Origin of the sequence: Microbacterium sp. NPDC058062 (assembly GCF_042885375.1) — a bacterium.
In the GTDB taxonomy this organism is placed as follows: Bacteria; Actinomycetota; Actinomycetes; order Actinomycetales; family Microbacteriaceae; genus Microbacterium; species Microbacterium trichothecenolyticum_C.
This window is the reverse complement of sequence record NZ_JBHVSC010000002.1, coordinates 156,590-174,267: the sequence shown is the minus strand read 5'-3', so window position 1 is coordinate 174,267 and position 17,678 is coordinate 156,590. Positions and strand designations below refer to the sequence as shown.

Below are 17,678 nucleotides of genomic sequence, written 5' to 3'. Positions count from 1 at the left end.
CCCTGCCTTCCTGTGATCGACGGCGTTGAGTGTGTGGGGGATGCCTCTGCCCGGCGTGTGGGCCGGGTCGAGGCATCCGGTGATCCGCGTTCTGTGTGGATCGGTGGTGGGGCGTGAGACCACTTTGGGGTGAAGTTCGGGGGTGTACCCGACGAATCGGGGTGTGAAGTTTTCCGGTATTTCTGCTTTCGTGACAGAATCGCCGCATGACGACGACGTTGACCTCGGATGTGCGCGGTGAAGTCCCGGACGATGAGGAGGTGGATCCCCTCACCATCGGACGCCGCATCCGGCAGCTGCGCACCGACCGCGGCATGACGCTCGAAGAGCTCGCTTCCGCGGTAGACCGCGCCCCGAGCCAGCTGTCCATGATCGAGAACGGACGCCGCGAGCCGAAGCTGACGCTGCTGCAGGCGATCGCGCGGGCACTGGGTTCGTCGATCGACGCGATCCTCGAGTCCGAGCCGCTCGACGAGCGTGCGACGCTCGAGATCTCGCTCGAGCGGGCGATGCGCGGGCAGACGTTCCAGGCGCTGGGCATCCCGCCGTTCCGGATCGGCAAGACGGTGCCGACCGAGGCGCTCAAGGCGATGCTGGCGCTGCAGGGCGAGATCGAGAGGCTGCGCGACGAGCGCGCGGCGACTCCCGAAGAGGCGCGACGCGCGAACGTGGCGCTGCGCAAGCTCATGCGCACGCAGAACAACTACTTCGCCGAGCTCGAGCAGCAGGCTCGCGGCATCCTCGATGCGGTCGACCACCCCGGCGGTCCGTTGACCCAGCGCACGGCCTCCGACATCGCCGCGCACCTCGGCTTCACCCTGCACTACGTGCCCGATCTTCCGCAGACGACGCGGTCGGTCGCCGACATCAAGAACGGCCGGCTGTACCTGTCGAGCCGTCTCGCCACCAAGGGCGACCCGCGCACGGCGGTGCTGCAGGCGCTGTCGAGCCGCATCCTCGGGCACCGCGAGCCGACCTCGTATGCGGACTTCCTGCGTCAGCGCGTCGAGACGAACTACCTCACCGGCGCGCTGCTCATCCCGGAGGCGCACGCCGTGCCGTTCCTGCAGGAGGCCAAGGCGGACCGCTCGCTCTCGATCGAGGACCTCCGCGACGCGTACTCGGTGTCGTACGAGACGGCCGCGCACCGCTTCACGAACCTCGCGACCGTGCACCTGGGCCTGCCGGTGCACTTCCTGAAGGTGCACGAGTCGGGCGTCATCACGAAGGTCTACGAGAACGACGACGTGAACTTCCCGACCGACCGCCTCGGCGCGATCGAGGGGCAGATGTGCTGCCGCAAGTGGACCTCGCGCGTCGTCTTCGACGTCGACGACCACTTCAACCCGTACTACCAGTACACCGACACCGGCAACGGCACCTACTGGTGCACGGCCCGCGTCGAGCTCTCGAGCGAGGGGGCGCACTCGATCAGCGTCGGCGTGCGCTTCGACGACACCAAGTGGTTCCTCGGCCGCGACACCCCGAACCGCGGGGTCTCGAAGCACTCGGTCGAGGTGTGCTGCCGGCGCGCTCCCGCCGAGCTCGAGGCGTCATGGCGCGAGCAGTCGTGGCCCAACGTGCGCACGCCGCGCACGCTGCTGGCGACGCTGCCGACGGGTTCCTTCCCCGGCGTCGACACGACCGACGTCTACGAGTTCCTCGAGGCCCACGCCCCGCGCTGAGCACCTGTCAGTGGCGGCCCGCGACGACGTCCGCGACGTGGGCGGGCCACGCCGTGCGGTCGGACGATCCGGATGCCTCGACCCGGTCCGCCATCCGATACGCGGTGTAGATCGCGTTCACGGCGGTCCACCGTAGCGGCTCGACCTCCCAGCGCCGCGCGCGGTGGCCGACCCAGGGGAGACGGGTGAGCTCGGTGTCGCGCTCCAGCACGAGGTCGGCGAGCGTGCGGCCGGCGAGGTTCGTCGCGGTGACGCCGGTGCCGACGTAGCCGCCCGCCCAGCCGAGGCCCGTCGCCCGATCGTGGACGACGGTCGCGGCCCAGTCGCGCGGGACGCCGAGCACGCCGGCCCAGGCGTGCGCGATGGGCGTCCCCGCGGCATCCGGGAAGAACTCGCGCAGCAGCCGCGTGAGCGAGGCGATCGTGCGCGCCTGCGTCGTGCCCTCGGTGTCGACGCGCGACCCGTAGCGGTAGGGCACGCCGCGGCCGCCGAAGGCGATGCGGTCGTCGGCCGTGCGCTGCGCGTACATGTACACATGGGCGAAGTCGCCGAGCGTCTCGTACCCGTCCCAGCCGACCGCGTCCCAGAACGAGGCCGGCAGGGGCTCGGTCACGATCATCGACGAGTTCATCGGCAGCCACGTGCGGTGCTCGCCGCGGAGGTCGGCGGTGAAGCCCTCGGTGGCGCGCAGCACGTGGGTCGCGCGCACGGTCCCTCGGTCGGTGAGCGCACGGCCGGGCGCGATCTCCCGCACGTGCGTCGCTTCGTAGATCGGCACGCCGAGCCGCTCGACGGCGTCGGCGAGCCCGCGCACGAGCTTTGCGGGGTGCACCCGGGCGCAGTGCGGATGCCACGCGGCGCCGAGTGATCCGGCGATCTGGATACGGGATGCTGCAGCCGCAGCATCCAGCAGCTCCACATCCGTGTGCGGCCAGGCCTGTTCACCTGCGACGGACGCCCGCAGGCGCGCGAGCTGGGCCGGCGTGCGGGCGACGCCGTACTCGCCGCCCTTCACGATGTCGGCGTCGATGCCCTCGCGCGCGGCGACGGCGATGACCTCGTCGACGGTGTCGTTGAGCGCGCGCTGCTGCGCGATCGCCGCATCGCGGCCGTGCGTCTCGGCGTAGCGCTCGCGCCCGCCGGTGACGGTGTTGGTCAGCCACCCGCCGTTGCGACCGGACGCCCCGAACCCGGCGAAGCGCTGCTCGAGCACGACGATTCGGAGGTCGGGCTGCGCGCGCTTCAGGTAGTACGCGGTCCAGAGTCCGGTGTAGCCGCCGCCCACGATGGCCACATCGACGTCGAGGTCGCCGGCCAGGGGAGCGCGCGGGGTCGGCGTGCCGCCGAGGCTCCGCCACCACCACGAGACGTCGCCGTTGGGCACGTCGGCATTGTCTCGGGCGGTGGTCGACACGGGCCACAGGCTATCGCCGCACCCTGTCCCCGGCATCGGGCGGGATGCGTCGATTCGTCCGATCCTCGTGTTCGTTCGTCACAGATGTACGGCGGATGCCCGCAGGTGCGTACCTCTGTGGCGAACGAACGGCAGGGGGTGGGGTTCTCAGGAGGCCAGGGCGCGCAGCGCCGCCCACAGCTCGGCGCGGGTCGCGAACGACGAGAGATCGCGGCTGAGCACGCGCTCGATGAGGGCGAGGCGCGTGCGCACGGTGTGGCGGTGCACGCCGAGCGCCTGCGCGGTGGCCTCGTGCGAGCAGTCCTCGTCGAGCCACACCTTCAGCGTGTCGACGAGGTGCGTGCCCTGCGCGGCGTCGTGGTCGTACAGCGGTGCGAGCTCCGCTCGCGCCAACGCGCGGGCCTCGTCCGTGAGCGCCGAGAGGACGCCGGCGCGGGCGACCTCGGCGAACTCCGTCACCGGACGGATGCCGCGGTCCCGCGCGACGCGGGCCTGACCGAGCGCGGCGGCGAAACCGTCGTAGCCGGTCGGGTCCGACAGCCCGACGCGCACCTCGAAGCGGGCGACGAGCTCATCGACGCTGGAGCGGTCGCCCTGGGGCACGACCAGCACGAGGCCGTCCTCGCCGCGACCGAAGAACAGCGCGCCGCGGCGCTCGTCGGCCCAGAGCTCGAGCAGCTCGGCGATGCCGTCGACACGTGCGGCCGCGGCATCCGTCACCCCCACGACGACGGGGGCGGAGGGAAGCGGTCCCCACAGCTCGCGCGAGGTGCGGCGGGCGAGGGCGGGGTCCCCCGTGAGCAGCGACTGCACGAGGCCGGCGCGCAGCGCGTTGCGTGCGCGGCCGAGCCCCTGCTGCTGCTCGAGCGCAAGACCTGCCATCGCGATCACGGCGGTGACGACGACGCGGCCCTCCTGGTCGAGGTCTCCGGCGGCGATCGCGATGACGCCGCGCAGGTGGCCGCCGCGGCCGAGGGTCTGCAGCGAGAACGGCGTCTCGCCGATGTGCAGCGACGAGCCCGCCCGCGCACCGCGGTGCAGCACGCCGGTCACCTCGCGCTGGAGCGCCGCGGCCGTCTCGCCGTCGAGCCCGCCGACGGGGTGCTCACGGGAGAGTTCGCCCGCCGCGTCGAACATCCCGACCCACGTGTCGAGCTGCTTCGCGAGCTCCGCGACGGTGGCGCCGAGCCCGTCGGGCCGCAGGGCGGCCAGCGCGATCGCCCGCTGCGCGGCGAGCGCCCAGCTGCGCCGCGCGTACGCTTCGGCGGCGATCGCCTCGGCGTTGGCCCGGGCCACGGCGATGAAGGGCGTGCGGTACGGCACCTCGAACAGCGGCATCCGTTCGTCCCGGCACGCGTCGACGAGAGCGGGCGGGATGCCGGCGCGGACGACTTCGGTGCCGAAGCCGAGGCCCACGACGCCCCGGGTCGCGAGGCGATGGACGTACGAGCGGTAGACCGCCGCCGCGTCGGCGTCGTCGCCCTGCGGGAACTGCGTGCCGGTGGTGAGCAGCACCAGGCCCTCGGAGAGGAACGGCGTCGGGTCGGCGAGATCCGAGCTGTGGACCCAGCGGATGCCGCGGTCCAATGCCTGCGGACCGAGGTCGTCGCCGGCGAGCGCGAGCTTCAGATCCCGGCGGGCGAGGAGGGCGCGAAGAGTGGGGGCGTCGGCGTCCATGATGCTCCGAGTGTACGGCCCGTACAGCGGGCCGGACAGAATGTACACGGGGGCGGGTGCGGGCGTTCCCGGCGACGAAATACGCTCCCCAGCATGAGCAGCGCAGCCGACACCCTCACTGAAACGCCCCTCGGCGGTCCGACCCTTCCGCAGGAGCGCCGCCTGGTCACCAGCATCCCCGGTCCCCGTTCGCAGGAGCTCCTCGACCGCAAGGCCGACGCTGTCGCCGCCGGTGTCGGCCACACCGCGCCCGTGCAGGCCGTCGCGGCCGGCGGAGGCGTCATCGTCGACGCCGACGGCAACTCGCTCATCGACCTGGGCTCGGGCATCGCGGTCACGACGATCGGCAACGCGCACCCCAAGGTCGTCGCGGCCGTGCAGGCGCAGGTGGCCCAGTTCACCCACACGTGCTTCATGATCGCGCCGTACGACTCGTACGTCTCGGTCGCCGAGGCCCTCAACCGCATCACGCCGGGCGACCACGCCAAGAAGAGCGCCCTGTTCAACTCGGGCGCCGAGGCGGTGGAGAACGCGGTCAAGATCGCCCGCAAGTACACCGGCAAGCAGGCCGTCGTCGCGTTCGACCACGGCTACCACGGCCGCACCAACCTCACGATGGCGCTCACCGCGAAGTCGATGCCCTACAAGAGCGGCTTCGGACCGTTCGCGTCGGAGATCTACCGCGCCCCGCTGTCGTACCCCTACCGCGACGGGCTCGACGGCGGCCTCGCGGCCAAGAAGGCCATCTCGATGATCGAGAAGCAGGTCGGCGCCGACAACCTCGCCGCGATCATCATCGAGCCGATCCAGGGTGAGGGCGGCTTCATCGTCCCCGCCGACGGCTTCCTGCCCGCCCTCGTCGAGTGGTGCCGCGCCAACGATGTGGTGTTCATCGCCGACGAGATCCAGACCGGCTTCGCTCGCACGGGGGAGATGTTCGCGAGCGACCTGTTCGGCATCGTGCCGGACCTGATCACGACCGCCAAGGGCATCGCGGGGGGCCTGCCCTTGGCGGCCGTGACGGGCCGGGCCGAGATCATGGACGCCTCGCATGCGGGCGGCCTCGGCGGAACCTACGGCGGCAACCCGATCGCCTGCGCCGCCGCGCTCGCCGCCATCGACGTGTTCGAGAACGACGGGATGCTCGAGCGCGCCCGCGAGATCGAGACCATTCTGAAGGGCCGCCTCAAGGACCTGCAGGCCGCCGACCCCCGCGTCGGCGACGTGCGCGGCCACGGCGCCATGATCGCCGCCGAGTTCGTGGACCCCGCGACGGGCGAGCCGGACGCCGCGCTCACCGCTGCGGTCGCGAAGGCGTCCATCACACAGGGCGTCATCGTGCTCACCTGCGGCACCTACGGGAACGTGATCCGCTTCCTCCCGCCGCTGTCGATCACCGACGACCTGCTCCACGAGGGCATGGACGTCGTCGCCGCAGCACTCGCGGCTTCTTGATCAGGGATGCTGCGACCGCCGCACGCGCGGCGGTCGCAGCATCCGTCTCCCGCACTTCACAGAAGACCAACGCAACCTCGCCTGACGAAGGAGTCCGAATGACCGAGCTGACCCGTGACGTCGTCATCGTCGGCGCCGGCGCCGCCGGCACGACCGCTGCCAACGAACTGAAGAAGGCGGGCCTCTCGGTCGTCGTGCTCGAGGCGCGCGACCGCGTCGGCGGGCGCCTGTGGACCGACGTCGTCGACGGCGCGATGCTCGAGATCGGCGGGCAGTGGGTGTCGCCCGACCAGGACGCGCTCAAGGAGACCATCGCGGAGCTGGGGCTCGAGACGTACAGCCGCTACCGCGAGGGCGACTCGGTCTACATAGGCCAGGACGGCGAGCTCACCCGCTTCACGGGCGAGATCTTCCCCGTCGCTCCGGAGACCGAGAAGGAGATCGTGCGTCTCATCGAGGTGCTCGACGGCCTCGTCGCGCAGGTCGACCCCGACAAGCCGTGGGAGCACCCCGACGCCGAGGCGCTCGACCGCATCTCGTTCGAGGCGTGGCTCGAGGAGCAGACCGACGACCAGGAGGCGCGCGACAACATCGCCCTCTTCATCGCGGGTGCGATGCTCACCAAGCCCGCCTACGCGTTCTCGGCGCTTCAGGCCCTCCTCATGGCGGCCAGCGCCGGCAGCTTCTCGCACCTGGTCGACGCGGACTTCATCCTCGATGAGCGCGTCGTCGGCGGCCTGCAGCAGGTTCCCCTGCTCCTCGCCGAGCGGCTGGGCGACGACGTCATCCTGGGTCAGCCGGTGACCGAGGTGCACTGGTCCGAGGACGGCGTCCGCGTCGTCACCGACAACGGCCTCGAGGTGCGCGCCCGCTTCGTGATCCTCGCGCACGCGCCGATCCTCTACCCGTGGATCGAGTTCGCGCCGCCGCTGCCGCGCCTCAAGCAGCAGATGCACCAGCACATCTCGATGGGCTTCGTCATCAAGGTCCACGCGGTCTACGACCGCCCGTTCTGGCGCGAGCAGGGCCTGTCGGGCACCGCCTTCAGCCCGTACGAGATCTCGCACGAGGCATACGACAACACCAACCACGACGACGAGCGCGGCACCCTGGTCGGCTTCGTGTCGGACCGCAACGCCGACGACCTGTTCCGCGTGTCGGCGGAGGAGCGCAAGGCGCGCATCCTCGAGTCGCTGTCGCACTACTACGGCCCCGAGGCCAAGACCCCGCTCGTCTACTTCGAGAGCGACTGGGGCGCCGAGGAGTGGACCCGCGGCGCGTACGCCGCGAGCTTCGACCTGGGCGGCCTCGCCCGCTACGGCGCGGACCTCCGCACCCCCGTCGGCCCGATCCACTTCGCCTGCAGCGACATGGCCGGCGCCGGGTACCAGCACGTCGACGGCGCCATCCGCATGGGGCGCCTGGTCGCCGCGAACATCGTCGAAGCGGCGCGGCGATGAGCGACCGCATCGTCGTCGGGTACACCGCGACGGATGCCGGCGCCGACGCCGTCGCCCTCGGCGCACGTCTGGCCGCGGCCATGGACGCTCCGCTCGACCTCGTGCTGGTGCTCCCCGCCGAGGACCGCAGCGTCATCACCCCGCCCGACGCGGGCTACGACCGCTTCCTCGTGACGCAGGCCGAGGCCTGGCTCGCCGAGGCGGCCGCGAAGATTCCGGATGCGGTGACCCACGCGTCGCACGTGCGGTTCGGCGACTCCTTCGCGGAGGGCCTGATCGTCGCCGCGCACGAGCTCTCGGCATCCCACATCGTCGTCGGCGCCGCCAACGGCGGACTCCGTGGGCGCCACCGTCTCGGCACCGTCGCCAACGAACTGCTGCACTCGTCGGACGTGCCGGTCGTGCTGGCCCCTGAGGGCTCGCGACGTCTCGAGCCGTCGACGGGCATCACGCGGATCACCGCCGCGATCGGCACGCGTCCCGGCGCCGACGTCCTGCTGGAGGAGAGCGTCGCCCTCGCCGCCGCGACCGGGGCGGGCCTGCGGCTGCTCTCGCTCGCCGCGGTGGACATGCCGCCGAGCCTCGAGGCGATGGAGTTCGGCGCCCGGCACGCGGACGACGTCTTCGTGCACGTGCGGGCCGCCCTCCCGAAGGACATCGAGACCGACGCGGTGGTCGGTCTCGGCGACAGCGTCGAGGACGCCGTCTCGCACCTGAGCTGGGAGCCCGGCGAGCTCGCCGTGGTCGGCTCCAGCCGGCTGGCCCGCCGCCGCCGTCTCTTCCTCGGCTCGACGGCGGCGAAGATGCTGCACGAGCTTCCCGTACCCATGGTCGTGGTGCCCCGCACGCGCGGCAAGAAAGGCGCACGCTGATGAGCGCTTCCGAAAGCCGCGGCGCAGCGCCGCTGGCCCCGTCGACCGGCGCGCACGCCGGTGAGCTGTCCAAGAAGGGCCTGAGCGCCGGCGCCGTCGGCGTGCTCGGCGCCGTCGTCATCGGCGTCTCGACGATCGCGCCCGCCTACACGCTCACCGCGTCGCTCGGGCCGACCGTGTCGGTGGTCGGCACCCAGGTGCCCGCGATCATCCTCGTCGGCTTCATCCCGATGCTGCTGACGGCGTTCGGCTACCGCGAGCTCAACCGTGCGATGCCCGACTCGGGCACCTCGTTCACGTGGGGCGTGCGGGCCTTCGGCCCGTGGATCGGCTGGATGACCGGCTGGGGCCTCGTCGCCGCCACCGTCATCGTGCTGTCGAACCTCGCCGGCATCGCCGTGGAGTTCCTGTTCCTCCTGATCTCGCAGCTGAGCAACAACCCCGAGATCGCGGAGCTCGCGTTCAACCCGTTCATCAACGTGGTCGTGTGCCTGCTGTTCATGCTGGGCGCCACGCTCATCTCGTACCGCGACATGCAGACCACCCAGAAGTTCCAGTACATCCTGGTGACGTTCCAGGTCGCCGTGCTCCTGCTCTTCGCCGTCGTGGCCATCGTCAAGGCGGTGTCGGGCGACGCCCCCGACCCGACGGCGTTCTCGTGGTCGTGGTTCAACCCCTTCGAGGTGCCGACGTTCAGCGCGTTCGCCGCGGGGCTGTCGCTGTCGATCTTCATCTTCTGGGGCTGGGACGTCGTCCTCACCATGAACGAGGAGACCAAGAACCCGGCCAAGACGCCGGGCCGCGCGGCCATGCTCACCGTCGTGATCGTCGTCTCGCTGTACCTCCTGCTCTCGATCGGCCTGATCATGTTCGCGGGCGTCGGCGACGGTCCGCTCGGACTGGCGAACGAGGACATCTCCGCGAACGTCTTCTTCGCGCTGTCGGACCCGATCCTCGGGCCGCTCGCGTTCCTGGTGTCGCTCGCGGTGCTGTCGAGCTCGGCCGCGTCGCTGCAGTCGACCGCGGTGGGACCTGCCCGCACCCTCCTCGCGATGGGGCACTACGGCGCCCTGCCGGCGAAGTTCGCCCGCGTGAGCCCGCGGTTCTTCACGCCCGGCTACGCCACCGTGGTGTCCGCGATCGTCGCGTCCGTGTTCTACGCCGTCATGCGCGTGATCAGCGAGAACGTCCTCACCGACACGATCCTGTCGCTCGGCATGATGATCTGCTTCTACTACGGCCTCACCGCGTTCGCGTGCGTCTGGTACTTCCGCAAGCAGTGGTTCGACTCGGTGCGCAGCTTCTTCTTCACGTTCCTGTTCCCGCTCGTCGGCGGCGCGATCCTCGCGGTGCTGTTCGTCACGACGCTCATCGACTCGATGGACCCGGCCTACGGCAGCGGGTCGAGCATCGGAGGCCTGGGCCTCGTGTTCGTGCTGGGCGTCGTCGTCATCCTGGCGGGCGTCGTGATCATGATCTGGCAGGCGATCAAGCGTCCGGCGTTCTTCCGCGGTGAGACACTCAGTATCGACGCTCCCGAAAGCCTTCGTCGCGCCCGCCGCCGGCAGGCAGACTGACCCCCAACCATCCCGATCGGAGAGTAAGCATGACCGACTACGCCGTCGTCAACCCGGCCACGGGCGAGACCCTGGCCACGTATCCGACCATCACCGACGAGGCCCTCGAGGCCGCGCTCGCGGGAGCGGATGCTGCGTACCGCACCTGGCGCGACCGGCCGGTCGTCGAGCGCGCTGCGGCCATCCGCAAGGTCGCGGAGCTGCATCGCGAGCGCCGCGATGATCTCGCCGCGATCATCGTGCGCGAGATGGGCAAGCCGCTCGAGGCCGCGCTCGGCGAGGTCGACTTCGCCGCCGACATCACCGAGTACTACGCCGACCACGCCGAGAAGATCACCGGCGACCAGCCGATCGACATCGACGGCGACGGCACGGCGGTCATCCGCCGCTCGCCCCTGGGCGTGCTGCTGGGCATCATGCCGTGGAACTTCCCGTACTACCAGGTCGCCCGCTTCGCGGCGCCCAACATCGTGGTCGGCAACACCATCCTTCTCAAGCACGCCCCGCAGTGCCCGGAGTCGGCCGCCGCCATCGCGGCGATCTACGCGGACGCCGGCCTCGAGGGCGTCTACACGAACGTCTACGCGACGAACGACCAGGCGGCGACGATCATCGCCGACCGCCGCGTGCAGGGCGTCTCGGTGACCGGCTCGGAGCGCGCGGGCGCCGCCGTGGCCGAGATCGCGGGCCGCAACCTCAAGAAGGTGGCGCTCGAGCTCGGCGGGTCCGACCCGTTCATCCTGCTCTCGACCGACGACCTCGACGGGGCCGTGGAGGCCGCGGTCGCCGCGCGCCTCGACAACACCGGGCAGTCGTGCAACGCCGCCAAGCGCTTCATCGTGGTCGACGGCCTGTACGACGCGTTCCTCGAGAAGTTCACCGCCGCGATGTCGGGCGCGAAGGTCGGCGACCCGTTCGCCGACGACACCGTCCTCGGCCCGCTGTCGTCGCTCACCGCGGCGGAGCGCCTCGCGGAGCAGGTCGACAAGGCCGTCGCGCAGGGCGCGACGCTGGTCGCCGGCGGACAGCGCGACGGCGCCTTCTACCCGGGAACCGTCCTCACCGACGTCACGAGCGACATGGACGCCTACCGCGAGGAGTTCTTCGGCCCCGTGGGCGTCGTCTACAAGGTCGCCGACGAGGACGCCGCGGTCGCTCTCGCCAACGACACCAGCTACGGCCTCGGCTCGTACGTATTCACGACGGACGAGGAGCAAGCCAAGCGCGTCGCCGACAAGATCGACGCCGGCATGGTCTACGTCAACGTGGTCCTCGCCGACGAGCCCGGGCTGCCCTTCGGCGGCGTGAAGCGCTCCGGCACCTCGCGCGAGATGGGACTTCTGGCCGCCGACGAGTTCGTCAACAAGAAGCTGATCCGCGTCGGCGCCTGACGATCACCCCTCGCCGAGCGCCTCACGGGCCTCGGCGAGGGCTTCGTCGGCCCACTGGACCTGCTGCGGCGTGCCCCAGCGGGTCGCAGCATCCCGCGCCGCCTCGAACTCCGTGATCGCGCCCTCGACGCGGCCGGCGTCGAAGAGCCGCCAGCCGGCGTTGTTGTGCAGGGAGACGTTCCAGCGGAGGGTGCGGGGATCCGTGGCGCCTTCGAGCGCGCCGAGGGCCGCGGAGGTCCACTCCTCGGCCTGGTCCGGCTCTGCGATGGCGAGCATGTGCAGCGCGTCGACCTGCAGGAATGTCAGTCCGGCTCCGGACGCGGCATCCACGGCAGCGAGGAAGTACGGGACCGCCGCCTCGGGGTCGCCCTGGGAGTTCCGCACGCGACCCCGCTCCAGCGCGGCTCGCGCCGCGACGGCGGCATCCTCGATCGCGACGGCGTCGAGCGCCGCGTCGGCCTCGTCGAACCGCTCCTGCAGGCCCAGAGCCCGCGCGACCTGCGTCTCGAGCTCGGCGCGGGCGGCAGCATCCGTCTCGACGGCCGCCGCCGCGCGCAGGCGCGCCTCGGAGCCGGCCGCGTCGGAGAAGTCCCAGAGCTCGTCGAGCCGGGTCTGCGCAAGAGTCATGCCGGAATGGTAATGCCGTCATCCGGGGGTGTCGCGGACGGAGCGCGAGCGCAAGGATGGAGTCATGGCAGACACACCGGACCCCGTCGTCTCCCTGTCCGATGAAGAGTGCTGGGAGCGCCTGCGCACGCAGGAGCTCGGCCGCCTCGTCACGCATGTCGGCGACGTGCTCGACATCTTCCCCGTGAACTACGTCGTCGACGGCGAGAGCGTGCTCTTCCGCACCGCGCAGGGGAGCAAGCTGTTCGAGCTCACGGTCAACGACGAGGTGCTCTTCGAGGTCGACGACCACACCGACACCGACGCGTGGAGTGTGATCCTGCGCGGTCGCGCGCATCCGCTGGACCGATCTGCGGACGTGGAGCGCGCCGACGGCCTGGGCCTTCGACCCTGGATCCCTACGCTCAAGTACACCTATGTGCGGGTCGAGGCGACGTCGCTGTCGGGGCGCGCCTTCGAGCGCTCGGCCGAGCCCGACCGGTACGGCGTGCAGCAGTACTGATCCCGTGTGCGCGCGTGTGCGGAGCCGCCTCGGTTCGCGGGGCCCGCGGGCATGCCGTACACTGGATCGTGCAGTCGAAGTCTGCATTCTTTCGCTGTGCCCGGTCCTCGGGTACGGATCCTCAAGCCGCGGTGAGAGGGGAAGAGTGCGGGTTCCGCGAGACCTCCGGGTCTCTAGGGCGGTAGCTCAATTGGCAGAGCAGCGGTCTCCAAAACCGCAGGTTGCAGGTTCGATTCCTGTCCGCCCTGCGCGTCAGCGCAACGCCGGTGACATGCTGGTGGTTGACAACACAGTGTGCCGATCCGTGTCGGCTCACGGAAGGTAATCAGGTGGCATCGATGGTTCAGGACGAGCCGAAGGGCGAAGTCGTCCCCGCAGAGGGAACGGCCGCGCCTCGCGAGAAGAAGCCCAACGTCTTCGCTCGTATCGCCCTGTTCGTCCGTCAGGTCTTCGCCGAGCTTCGCAAGGTCGTCACGCCGACGCGCCAGGAGCTGCTGAAGTACACGGCGGTGGTGCTGGGCTTCGTCGTCGTGATGATGGCGCTCGTCTACGGTCTGGACGTGCTGTTCGTGTGGATCACGTCGTACGTCTTCGGAGTGCCCGGCGCCTGATCCCGAGCGCCTCCGGCTCGCAGCGGAGGCATGACACGGGCGGACCGCAGGTCCGGCAGCGGACGGAACGGAAGAGAACTCACGTGACTGAAAGATATGTCGACGACGCCGATTGGGCGACGGCCGCAGAGCAGTCGTCGGAGGACGACGAAGCTCAGGAGGGCAACGTCCTCGCCGCGGAGGAGCGGTCGGTGGAGGCCGCCGAGCACGTCGCGATCCACATCGTCGACGACTCCGATGAGGACGACGCCGACCTGGACGACATCGACATCGACGACCCGGAGGCGGACGCCATCGTGAACGACGCTCTCAACCTGGACGAGACCGCAGAGACCGAGGCCGCGGCCGAGGTCATCAACGACTCCATCGCGGAGGAGGTCGCCGAGCGCGAGGCCGAGGCCGCCGACGAGGTGACCCCCTACGACGGTCCCGACGTGAACGGCGATGAGGACGAGCCCGAGCTCGACGAGGACTTCGTCGCAGAGGTGGACGCCGCAGCCGCCGTCGTCGACGACGTCGAGGCATCCGTCTCGCCGGCCGACGCCGCAGAGGCCCCCGAGAGCGACGACGAGGACGACGACGAGGACCCCTTCGAGGCGTTCCGCGCAGACCTGCGCACCCTCCCGGGCAAGTGGTACGTCATCCACTCCTACGCCGGCTTCGAGCGCAAGGTGAAGGCCAACATCGAGCAGCGCAAGTCGACGCTCGAGGTCGAGGAGGAGATCTACCAGATCGAGGTCCCGATGGAGGACGTCGTCGAGATCAAGAACGGTCAGCGCAAGATGGTCACGCGCGTCCGTATCCCCGGCTACGTGCTCGTGCGCATGGAGCTCAACGAGGACACCTGGTCGGTCGTCCGCCACACGCCCGGTGTCACCGGCTTCGTCGGCAACGCCCACAACCCGACGCCGCTGCGCTTCGAAGAGGCCTTCAACATGCTGAAGAGCCTCGTCGAGGTCAAGGAGGTCGCCGGCGCCAAGGGCGGTGCGGCCAAGAAGGGCGCCGCCGCCGCGGCCCGCGTCATCCCCGCCGAGGTCGACTTCGAGGTCGGCGAGACCATCACGATCAAGGAAGGCTCGTTCGCGGGCCTGCCCGGCACGATCAGCGAGATCAAGCCCGAGAGCGGCAAGCTCACGGTCCTCGTCTCGCTCTTCGAGCGCGAGACCCCGGTCGAGCTGTCGTTCGACCAGGTCACCAAGCTCTGATCTACCACCTGGTAGACTCTGCAGGTTTGCGCGCGCCTTGAGCGTGCGCGTCTGACACCGCGTTCCGGAACCGCCGGATTCGCGGGAGAACCGGCTGCTCCGGCAGCCGTCGTTCGACGAAAGGAAGAAGAATGGCACCGAAGAAGAAGGTGACCGGCCTGATCAAGCTTCAGATCAACGCCGGTGCAGCCAACCCGGCGCCGCCGATCGGCCCCGCGCTCGGTCAGCATGGCGTCAACATCATGGAGTTCTGCAAGGCGTACAACGCCGCGACCGAGTCGCAGCGCGGCAACGTCATCCCCGTGGAGATCACCGTCTACGAGGACCGCAGCTTCACGTTCATCCTGAAGACCCCGCCGGCCGCTGAGCTCATCAAGAAGGCTGCGGGCGTCCAGAAGGGCTCCAAGACCCCTCACACGGTCAAGGTCGCCAAGCTCACCAAGGAGCAGGTGCGCCAGATCGCAGAGACGAAGCAGCCCGACCTGAACGCGAATGACATCGAGGCCGCCTCGAAGATCATCGCCGGCACCGCCCGTTCCATGGGCATCACGGTCGAGGACTGAGGGGGATAGGAAACATGGCTACCAAGTCCAAGGCCTTCCGGGCCGCCGCCGCCAAGATCGAGGCGGACAAGTTCTACAGCCCCACCGAGGCCGTCGCGCTCGCGAAGCAGACCGGCTCGGCGAAGTTCGACTCGACCGTCGAGGTCGCGCTCAAGCTCTCCGTCGACCCTCGCAAGGCCGACCAGATGGTGCGCGGCACCGTCATCCTCCCGCACGGCACCGGCAAGACCGCCCGCGTCATCGTGTTCGCGACGGGTCCGGCCGCTGAGGCCGCGATCGCCGCGGGTGCGGACGAGGTCGGCGGCGCCGAGCTCATCGAGAAGGTCGCCGGCGGCTGGACCGCGTTCGACGCGGCCGTCTCGACGCCCGAGCTCATGGGCCAGGTCGGTCGTCTCGGCAAGGTGCTCGGCCCCCGCGGCCTCATGCCCAACCCGAAGACCGGCACCGTGACCCCCAACCCGGCCAAGGCCGTCGAGGAGATCAAGGGCGGAAAGATCGAGTTCCGCGTCGACAAGCACGCCAACGTGCACTTCGTCGTCGGCAAGGCCTCGTTCTCGGCCGAGCAGCTGGACGAGAACCTGAAGGCCGCGCTCGAGGAGATCGTCCGCCTCAAGCCGTCGAGCTCGAAGGGCCGTTACATCCAGAAGGGCGCCGTGTCGACCACGTTCGGCCCCGGCATCCCGCTGGACGTGAACAGCATCGTCTGACGCTTCGACAAGCTCAGCGACCCAGAGTCGCCGAAGGCCCCACCCGTCCGGGTGGGGCCTTCGTCGTTCCCGCGTAACTCCGAGCCGCGGGAGCTCGGGGCGGGAGTAGCGTCTGAGGCATGTCGAAGACGCTCCAGGACCTGTTCGGAATCGACGCGCCGATCGTGCTCGGCCCTTTCGGGGGACTGTCGTCGATCGAGCTGACGGCTGCGGTGAGCGAGCTCGGCGGACTCGGCTCGTACGGGCTGTACGGCTATTCCGCCGACCGCATCAGCGACACCATCGCCGCGCTCCACTCCGCGACGCGGCGTCCGTTCGCCGTCAACCTCTGGCTGCCGACGGGCGACGAGGTCACGCCGGGCGACGTCGACCTGGGGCCGGCGATCGAGGCGGTCGCGCCCCTGTACGACGAGCTGGGTCTCGCCCACCCGACGCCGCCGATCGAGTTCCTGCCCGATCTCGACTCCCAGCTCACGGCGGTGATGGATGCTGCGCCCGCGGCGTTGAGCGTGGTCTTCGGCGTGCCGTCGGAGCACGTGGTCGCGGCGGCGCGGAGCCGAGGCATCCGTATCATCGGCACCGCCACCACGGTCGCGGAAGCCGTCGCGCTCGAAGCGGCCGGGGTGGACGCCATCGTCGCGACCGGGGCCGAAGCGGGCGGTCACCGGGTGTCGTTCCTGCGGCCCGCCGAGCAGTCGCTCGTGGGCACGTTCGCGCTCGTGCCGCAGGTGGTCGACGCGGTGGAGGTGCCGGTCATCGCGGCCGGCGGCATCGGAGACCGACGTGGCGTCGCGGCGGCGTTCGCCCTCGGCGCGTCGGGGGTGCAGGTGGGCTCGGCGTTCCTCCGCACGCGCCAGTCGGCCGCCACCGACGTGCACCGGCAGGCCATCGCCGACGCCGCCGACACCGCCACCGTGCTCACCCGCGCGATGAGCGGGCGCCTGGCCCGCGGCATCCCGAATCGGGCGATGCGCGAGATCGAGACGACGGGGATCATCGCCCCGTTCCCGGCGCAGAACTGGCTCACCGGCCAGTTCCGAGCCGAGGCCGGGCGCCGCGGCGACGGCGACCTCGTGTCGCTGTGGGCCGGACAGGCGGCCGGGCTCGCGCCCAGCGACGACGCGGCCGAGGTGTTCGCCGAGCTCGCGGCCGGCCTCCCGGACTGACCCCTTCGCCGTTCACCTGTCACGAAGTGTCGTCGCGGGCGACGGATTGCGACAGGTGAGCGGGTGCGTCACTGGGTGGGGCGCACCTCGAAGCCGCGTTCGCCGGTGGTGGCGGCATCCGTCACCGTCGCCTGCGCAACGCGCGAACCGGGCGGGCCCTCGGCCATCCACGCCAGCACCTCGTCGACCTGACCGGGGGTGCCCTCGACCTCGGCTTCGACCGATCCGTCGCGGCGGTTGCGCACCCAGCCCGCCGCGCCGGCCTCACGCGCGACGATGAGCATGGTGTAGCGGTAGCCGACGCCCTGCACGTCGCCGCGGACCGTCACGTGCACGCGTCTCATGCCGCCCATCTTGCCGCCGCACGCGCCTTGCCGCGACCTGGGGAAGTCGGCCAGGATGCCGACATGGGTACCGTCGACGAACTCCTGGAAGAACTCGACGCGGCCGACCGGCCGTCGGTCGAGCGGATCTACGCCATCGCGCGAGAAGAGGCGCCCGACGCGGAGCAGGGCCGCGGGTACGGGATGCCGGCGCTGGTGTACCGCGGCAAGCCGCTCCTCTCGGTGATGCGGGCGAAGAAGCACATCGGCGTGTACCCGTTCAGCCCCGACGCGGTGTCGGCGGTCGCGGATGCGCTCGCCGGGCACCCCGGCATCGGCCTCGACAAGGGGACGATCCGCTACCAGCCGGAGCACCCGCTCCCCGACGATGTCGTGCGCGCCCTCGTGCTCGCCCGCAAGGAGCAGATCGACGGCTGACCGGC

General features: G+C 70.6%; 17 protein-coding genes and 1 tRNA gene. 14 read left to right on the top strand and 4 right to left on the bottom strand.

Annotated elements, in window-relative coordinates; all coding sequences use genetic code 11:
• Positions 1 to 206 precede the first annotated feature (206 nt).
• Positions 207 to 1,685: a helix-turn-helix domain-containing protein gene (locus ACFVSU_RS05485; protein WP_387139194.1), complete on the top strand. Its 1,479-nt coding sequence runs from the start codon at positions 207 to 209 to the stop codon at positions 1,683 to 1,685.
• Between the two features lie 7 nt (positions 1,686 to 1,692).
• Here ACFVSU_RS05485 and ACFVSU_RS05480 read toward each other — a convergent pair whose 3' ends face one another.
• Both ACFVSU_RS05480 and ACFVSU_RS05475 read right to left on the bottom strand, forming a co-directional pair.
• Entirely contained in the window at positions 1,693 to 3,099 is a 1,407-nt protein-coding gene (locus tag ACFVSU_RS05480) for an NAD(P)/FAD-dependent oxidoreductase (protein WP_387139191.1), read from the bottom strand.
• 147 nt (positions 3,100 to 3,246) lie between these two features.
• A complete protein-coding gene (locus ACFVSU_RS05475; protein ID WP_387139188.1) occupies positions 3,247 to 4,776 on the bottom strand; it encodes a PucR family transcriptional regulator in 1,530 nt (509 codons plus the stop codon).
• 93 nt (positions 4,777 to 4,869) lie between these two features.
• On the opposite strand from ACFVSU_RS05475, the gene gabT reads away from it, so the two are divergent.
• The 5 genes from gabT to ACFVSU_RS05450 all read left to right on the top strand — a co-directional run bounded on the left by gabT (position 4,870) and on the right by ACFVSU_RS05450 (position 11,531).
• Positions 4,870 to 6,231 (top strand): 4-aminobutyrate--2-oxoglutarate transaminase, encoded by a 1,362-nt coding sequence (gabT, locus tag ACFVSU_RS05470; RefSeq protein WP_387139185.1) that lies wholly within the window; start codon positions 4,870 to 4,872, stop codon positions 6,229 to 6,231.
• A gap of 98 nt (positions 6,232 to 6,329) precedes the next feature.
• A complete protein-coding gene (locus ACFVSU_RS05465; RefSeq protein ID WP_310285157.1) occupies positions 6,330 to 7,691 on the top strand; it encodes an NAD(P)/FAD-dependent oxidoreductase in 1,362 nt (453 codons plus the stop codon).
• Positions 7,688 to 8,563, top strand: a complete 876-nt coding sequence (locus ACFVSU_RS05460; protein ID WP_387139181.1) for a universal stress protein — start codon at positions 7,688 to 7,690, stop codon at positions 8,561 to 8,563. The genes ACFVSU_RS05465 and ACFVSU_RS05460 overlap by 4 nt, the downstream gene beginning before the upstream one ends.
• Positions 8,563 to 10,140, top strand: coding sequence for an APC family permease (locus ACFVSU_RS05455; RefSeq protein WP_387139178.1), 1,578 nt, complete (start codon positions 8,563 to 8,565; stop codon positions 10,138 to 10,140). The genes ACFVSU_RS05460 and ACFVSU_RS05455 overlap by 1 nt, the downstream gene beginning before the upstream one ends.
• Before the next feature lie 29 nt (positions 10,141 to 10,169).
• Positions 10,170 to 11,531 carry an NAD-dependent succinate-semialdehyde dehydrogenase gene (locus ACFVSU_RS05450; RefSeq protein WP_387139175.1) on the top strand — a complete coding sequence of 454 codons (1,362 nt, stop codon included), beginning with the start codon at positions 10,170 to 10,172 and terminating at the stop codon, positions 11,529 to 11,531.
• Between the two features lie 3 nt (positions 11,532 to 11,534).
• Here the strand turns inward: ACFVSU_RS05450 and ACFVSU_RS05445 are convergent, their stop codons facing one another.
• Complete coding sequence (locus tag ACFVSU_RS05445) at positions 11,535 to 12,158, bottom strand: hypothetical protein (RefSeq protein WP_387139172.1); 624 nt, start codon at positions 12,156 to 12,158, stop codon at positions 11,535 to 11,537.
• A gap of 64 nt (positions 12,159 to 12,222) precedes the next feature.
• Here ACFVSU_RS05445 and ACFVSU_RS05440 point away from each other — a divergent pair, with 64 nt between their 5' ends.
• The 7 genes from ACFVSU_RS05440 (at position 12,223) to ACFVSU_RS05410 (ending at position 16,912) form a co-directional block, all read left to right on the top strand.
• Complete coding sequence (locus ACFVSU_RS05440) at positions 12,223 to 12,660, top strand: pyridoxamine 5'-phosphate oxidase family protein (protein ID WP_375871002.1); 438 nt, start codon at positions 12,223 to 12,225, stop codon at positions 12,658 to 12,660.
• Positions 12,661 to 12,835: 175 nt separating this feature from the next.
• Positions 12,836 to 12,908: transfer RNA gene (locus tag ACFVSU_RS05435), tRNA-Trp, on the top strand.
• 90 nt (positions 12,909 to 12,998) lie between these two features.
• A complete protein-coding gene (gene secE / locus ACFVSU_RS05430; protein WP_045300625.1) occupies positions 12,999 to 13,271 on the top strand; it encodes a preprotein translocase subunit SecE in 273 nt (90 codons plus the stop codon).
• An 83-nt stretch (positions 13,272 to 13,354) separates the two neighbouring features.
• Positions 13,355 to 14,476: a transcription termination/antitermination protein NusG gene (nusG, locus tag ACFVSU_RS05425; protein ID WP_387139169.1), complete on the top strand. Its 1,122-nt coding sequence runs from the start codon at positions 13,355 to 13,357 to the stop codon at positions 14,474 to 14,476.
• Between the two features lie 131 nt (positions 14,477 to 14,607).
• Positions 14,608 to 15,039: a 50S ribosomal protein L11 gene (rplK, locus tag ACFVSU_RS05420; protein WP_045247325.1), complete on the top strand. Its 432-nt coding sequence runs from the start codon at positions 14,608 to 14,610 to the stop codon at positions 15,037 to 15,039.
• Between the two features lie 14 nt (positions 15,040 to 15,053).
• Positions 15,054 to 15,746: a 50S ribosomal protein L1 gene (gene rplA / locus ACFVSU_RS05415; RefSeq protein ID WP_310285150.1), complete on the top strand. Its 693-nt coding sequence runs from the start codon at positions 15,054 to 15,056 to the stop codon at positions 15,744 to 15,746.
• Between the two features lie 119 nt (positions 15,747 to 15,865).
• Entirely contained in the window at positions 15,866 to 16,912 is a 1,047-nt protein-coding gene (locus ACFVSU_RS05410) for an NAD(P)H-dependent flavin oxidoreductase (RefSeq protein WP_387139165.1), read from the top strand.
• A gap of 68 nt (positions 16,913 to 16,980) precedes the next feature.
• Here the strand turns inward: ACFVSU_RS05410 and ACFVSU_RS05405 are convergent, their stop codons facing one another.
• Positions 16,981 to 17,256 carry an acylphosphatase gene (locus tag ACFVSU_RS05405; RefSeq protein ID WP_387139163.1) on the bottom strand — a complete coding sequence of 92 codons (276 nt, stop codon included), beginning with the start codon at positions 17,254 to 17,256 and terminating at the stop codon, positions 16,981 to 16,983.
• Positions 17,257 to 17,319: 63 nt separating this feature from the next.
• Between ACFVSU_RS05405 and ACFVSU_RS05400 the strand changes: the two genes are divergently transcribed.
• Complete coding sequence (locus ACFVSU_RS05400; RefSeq protein ID WP_310285143.1) at positions 17,320 to 17,673, top strand: DUF1801 domain-containing protein; 354 nt, start codon at positions 17,320 to 17,322, stop codon at positions 17,671 to 17,673.
• Positions 17,674 to 17,678 lie beyond the last annotated feature (5 nt).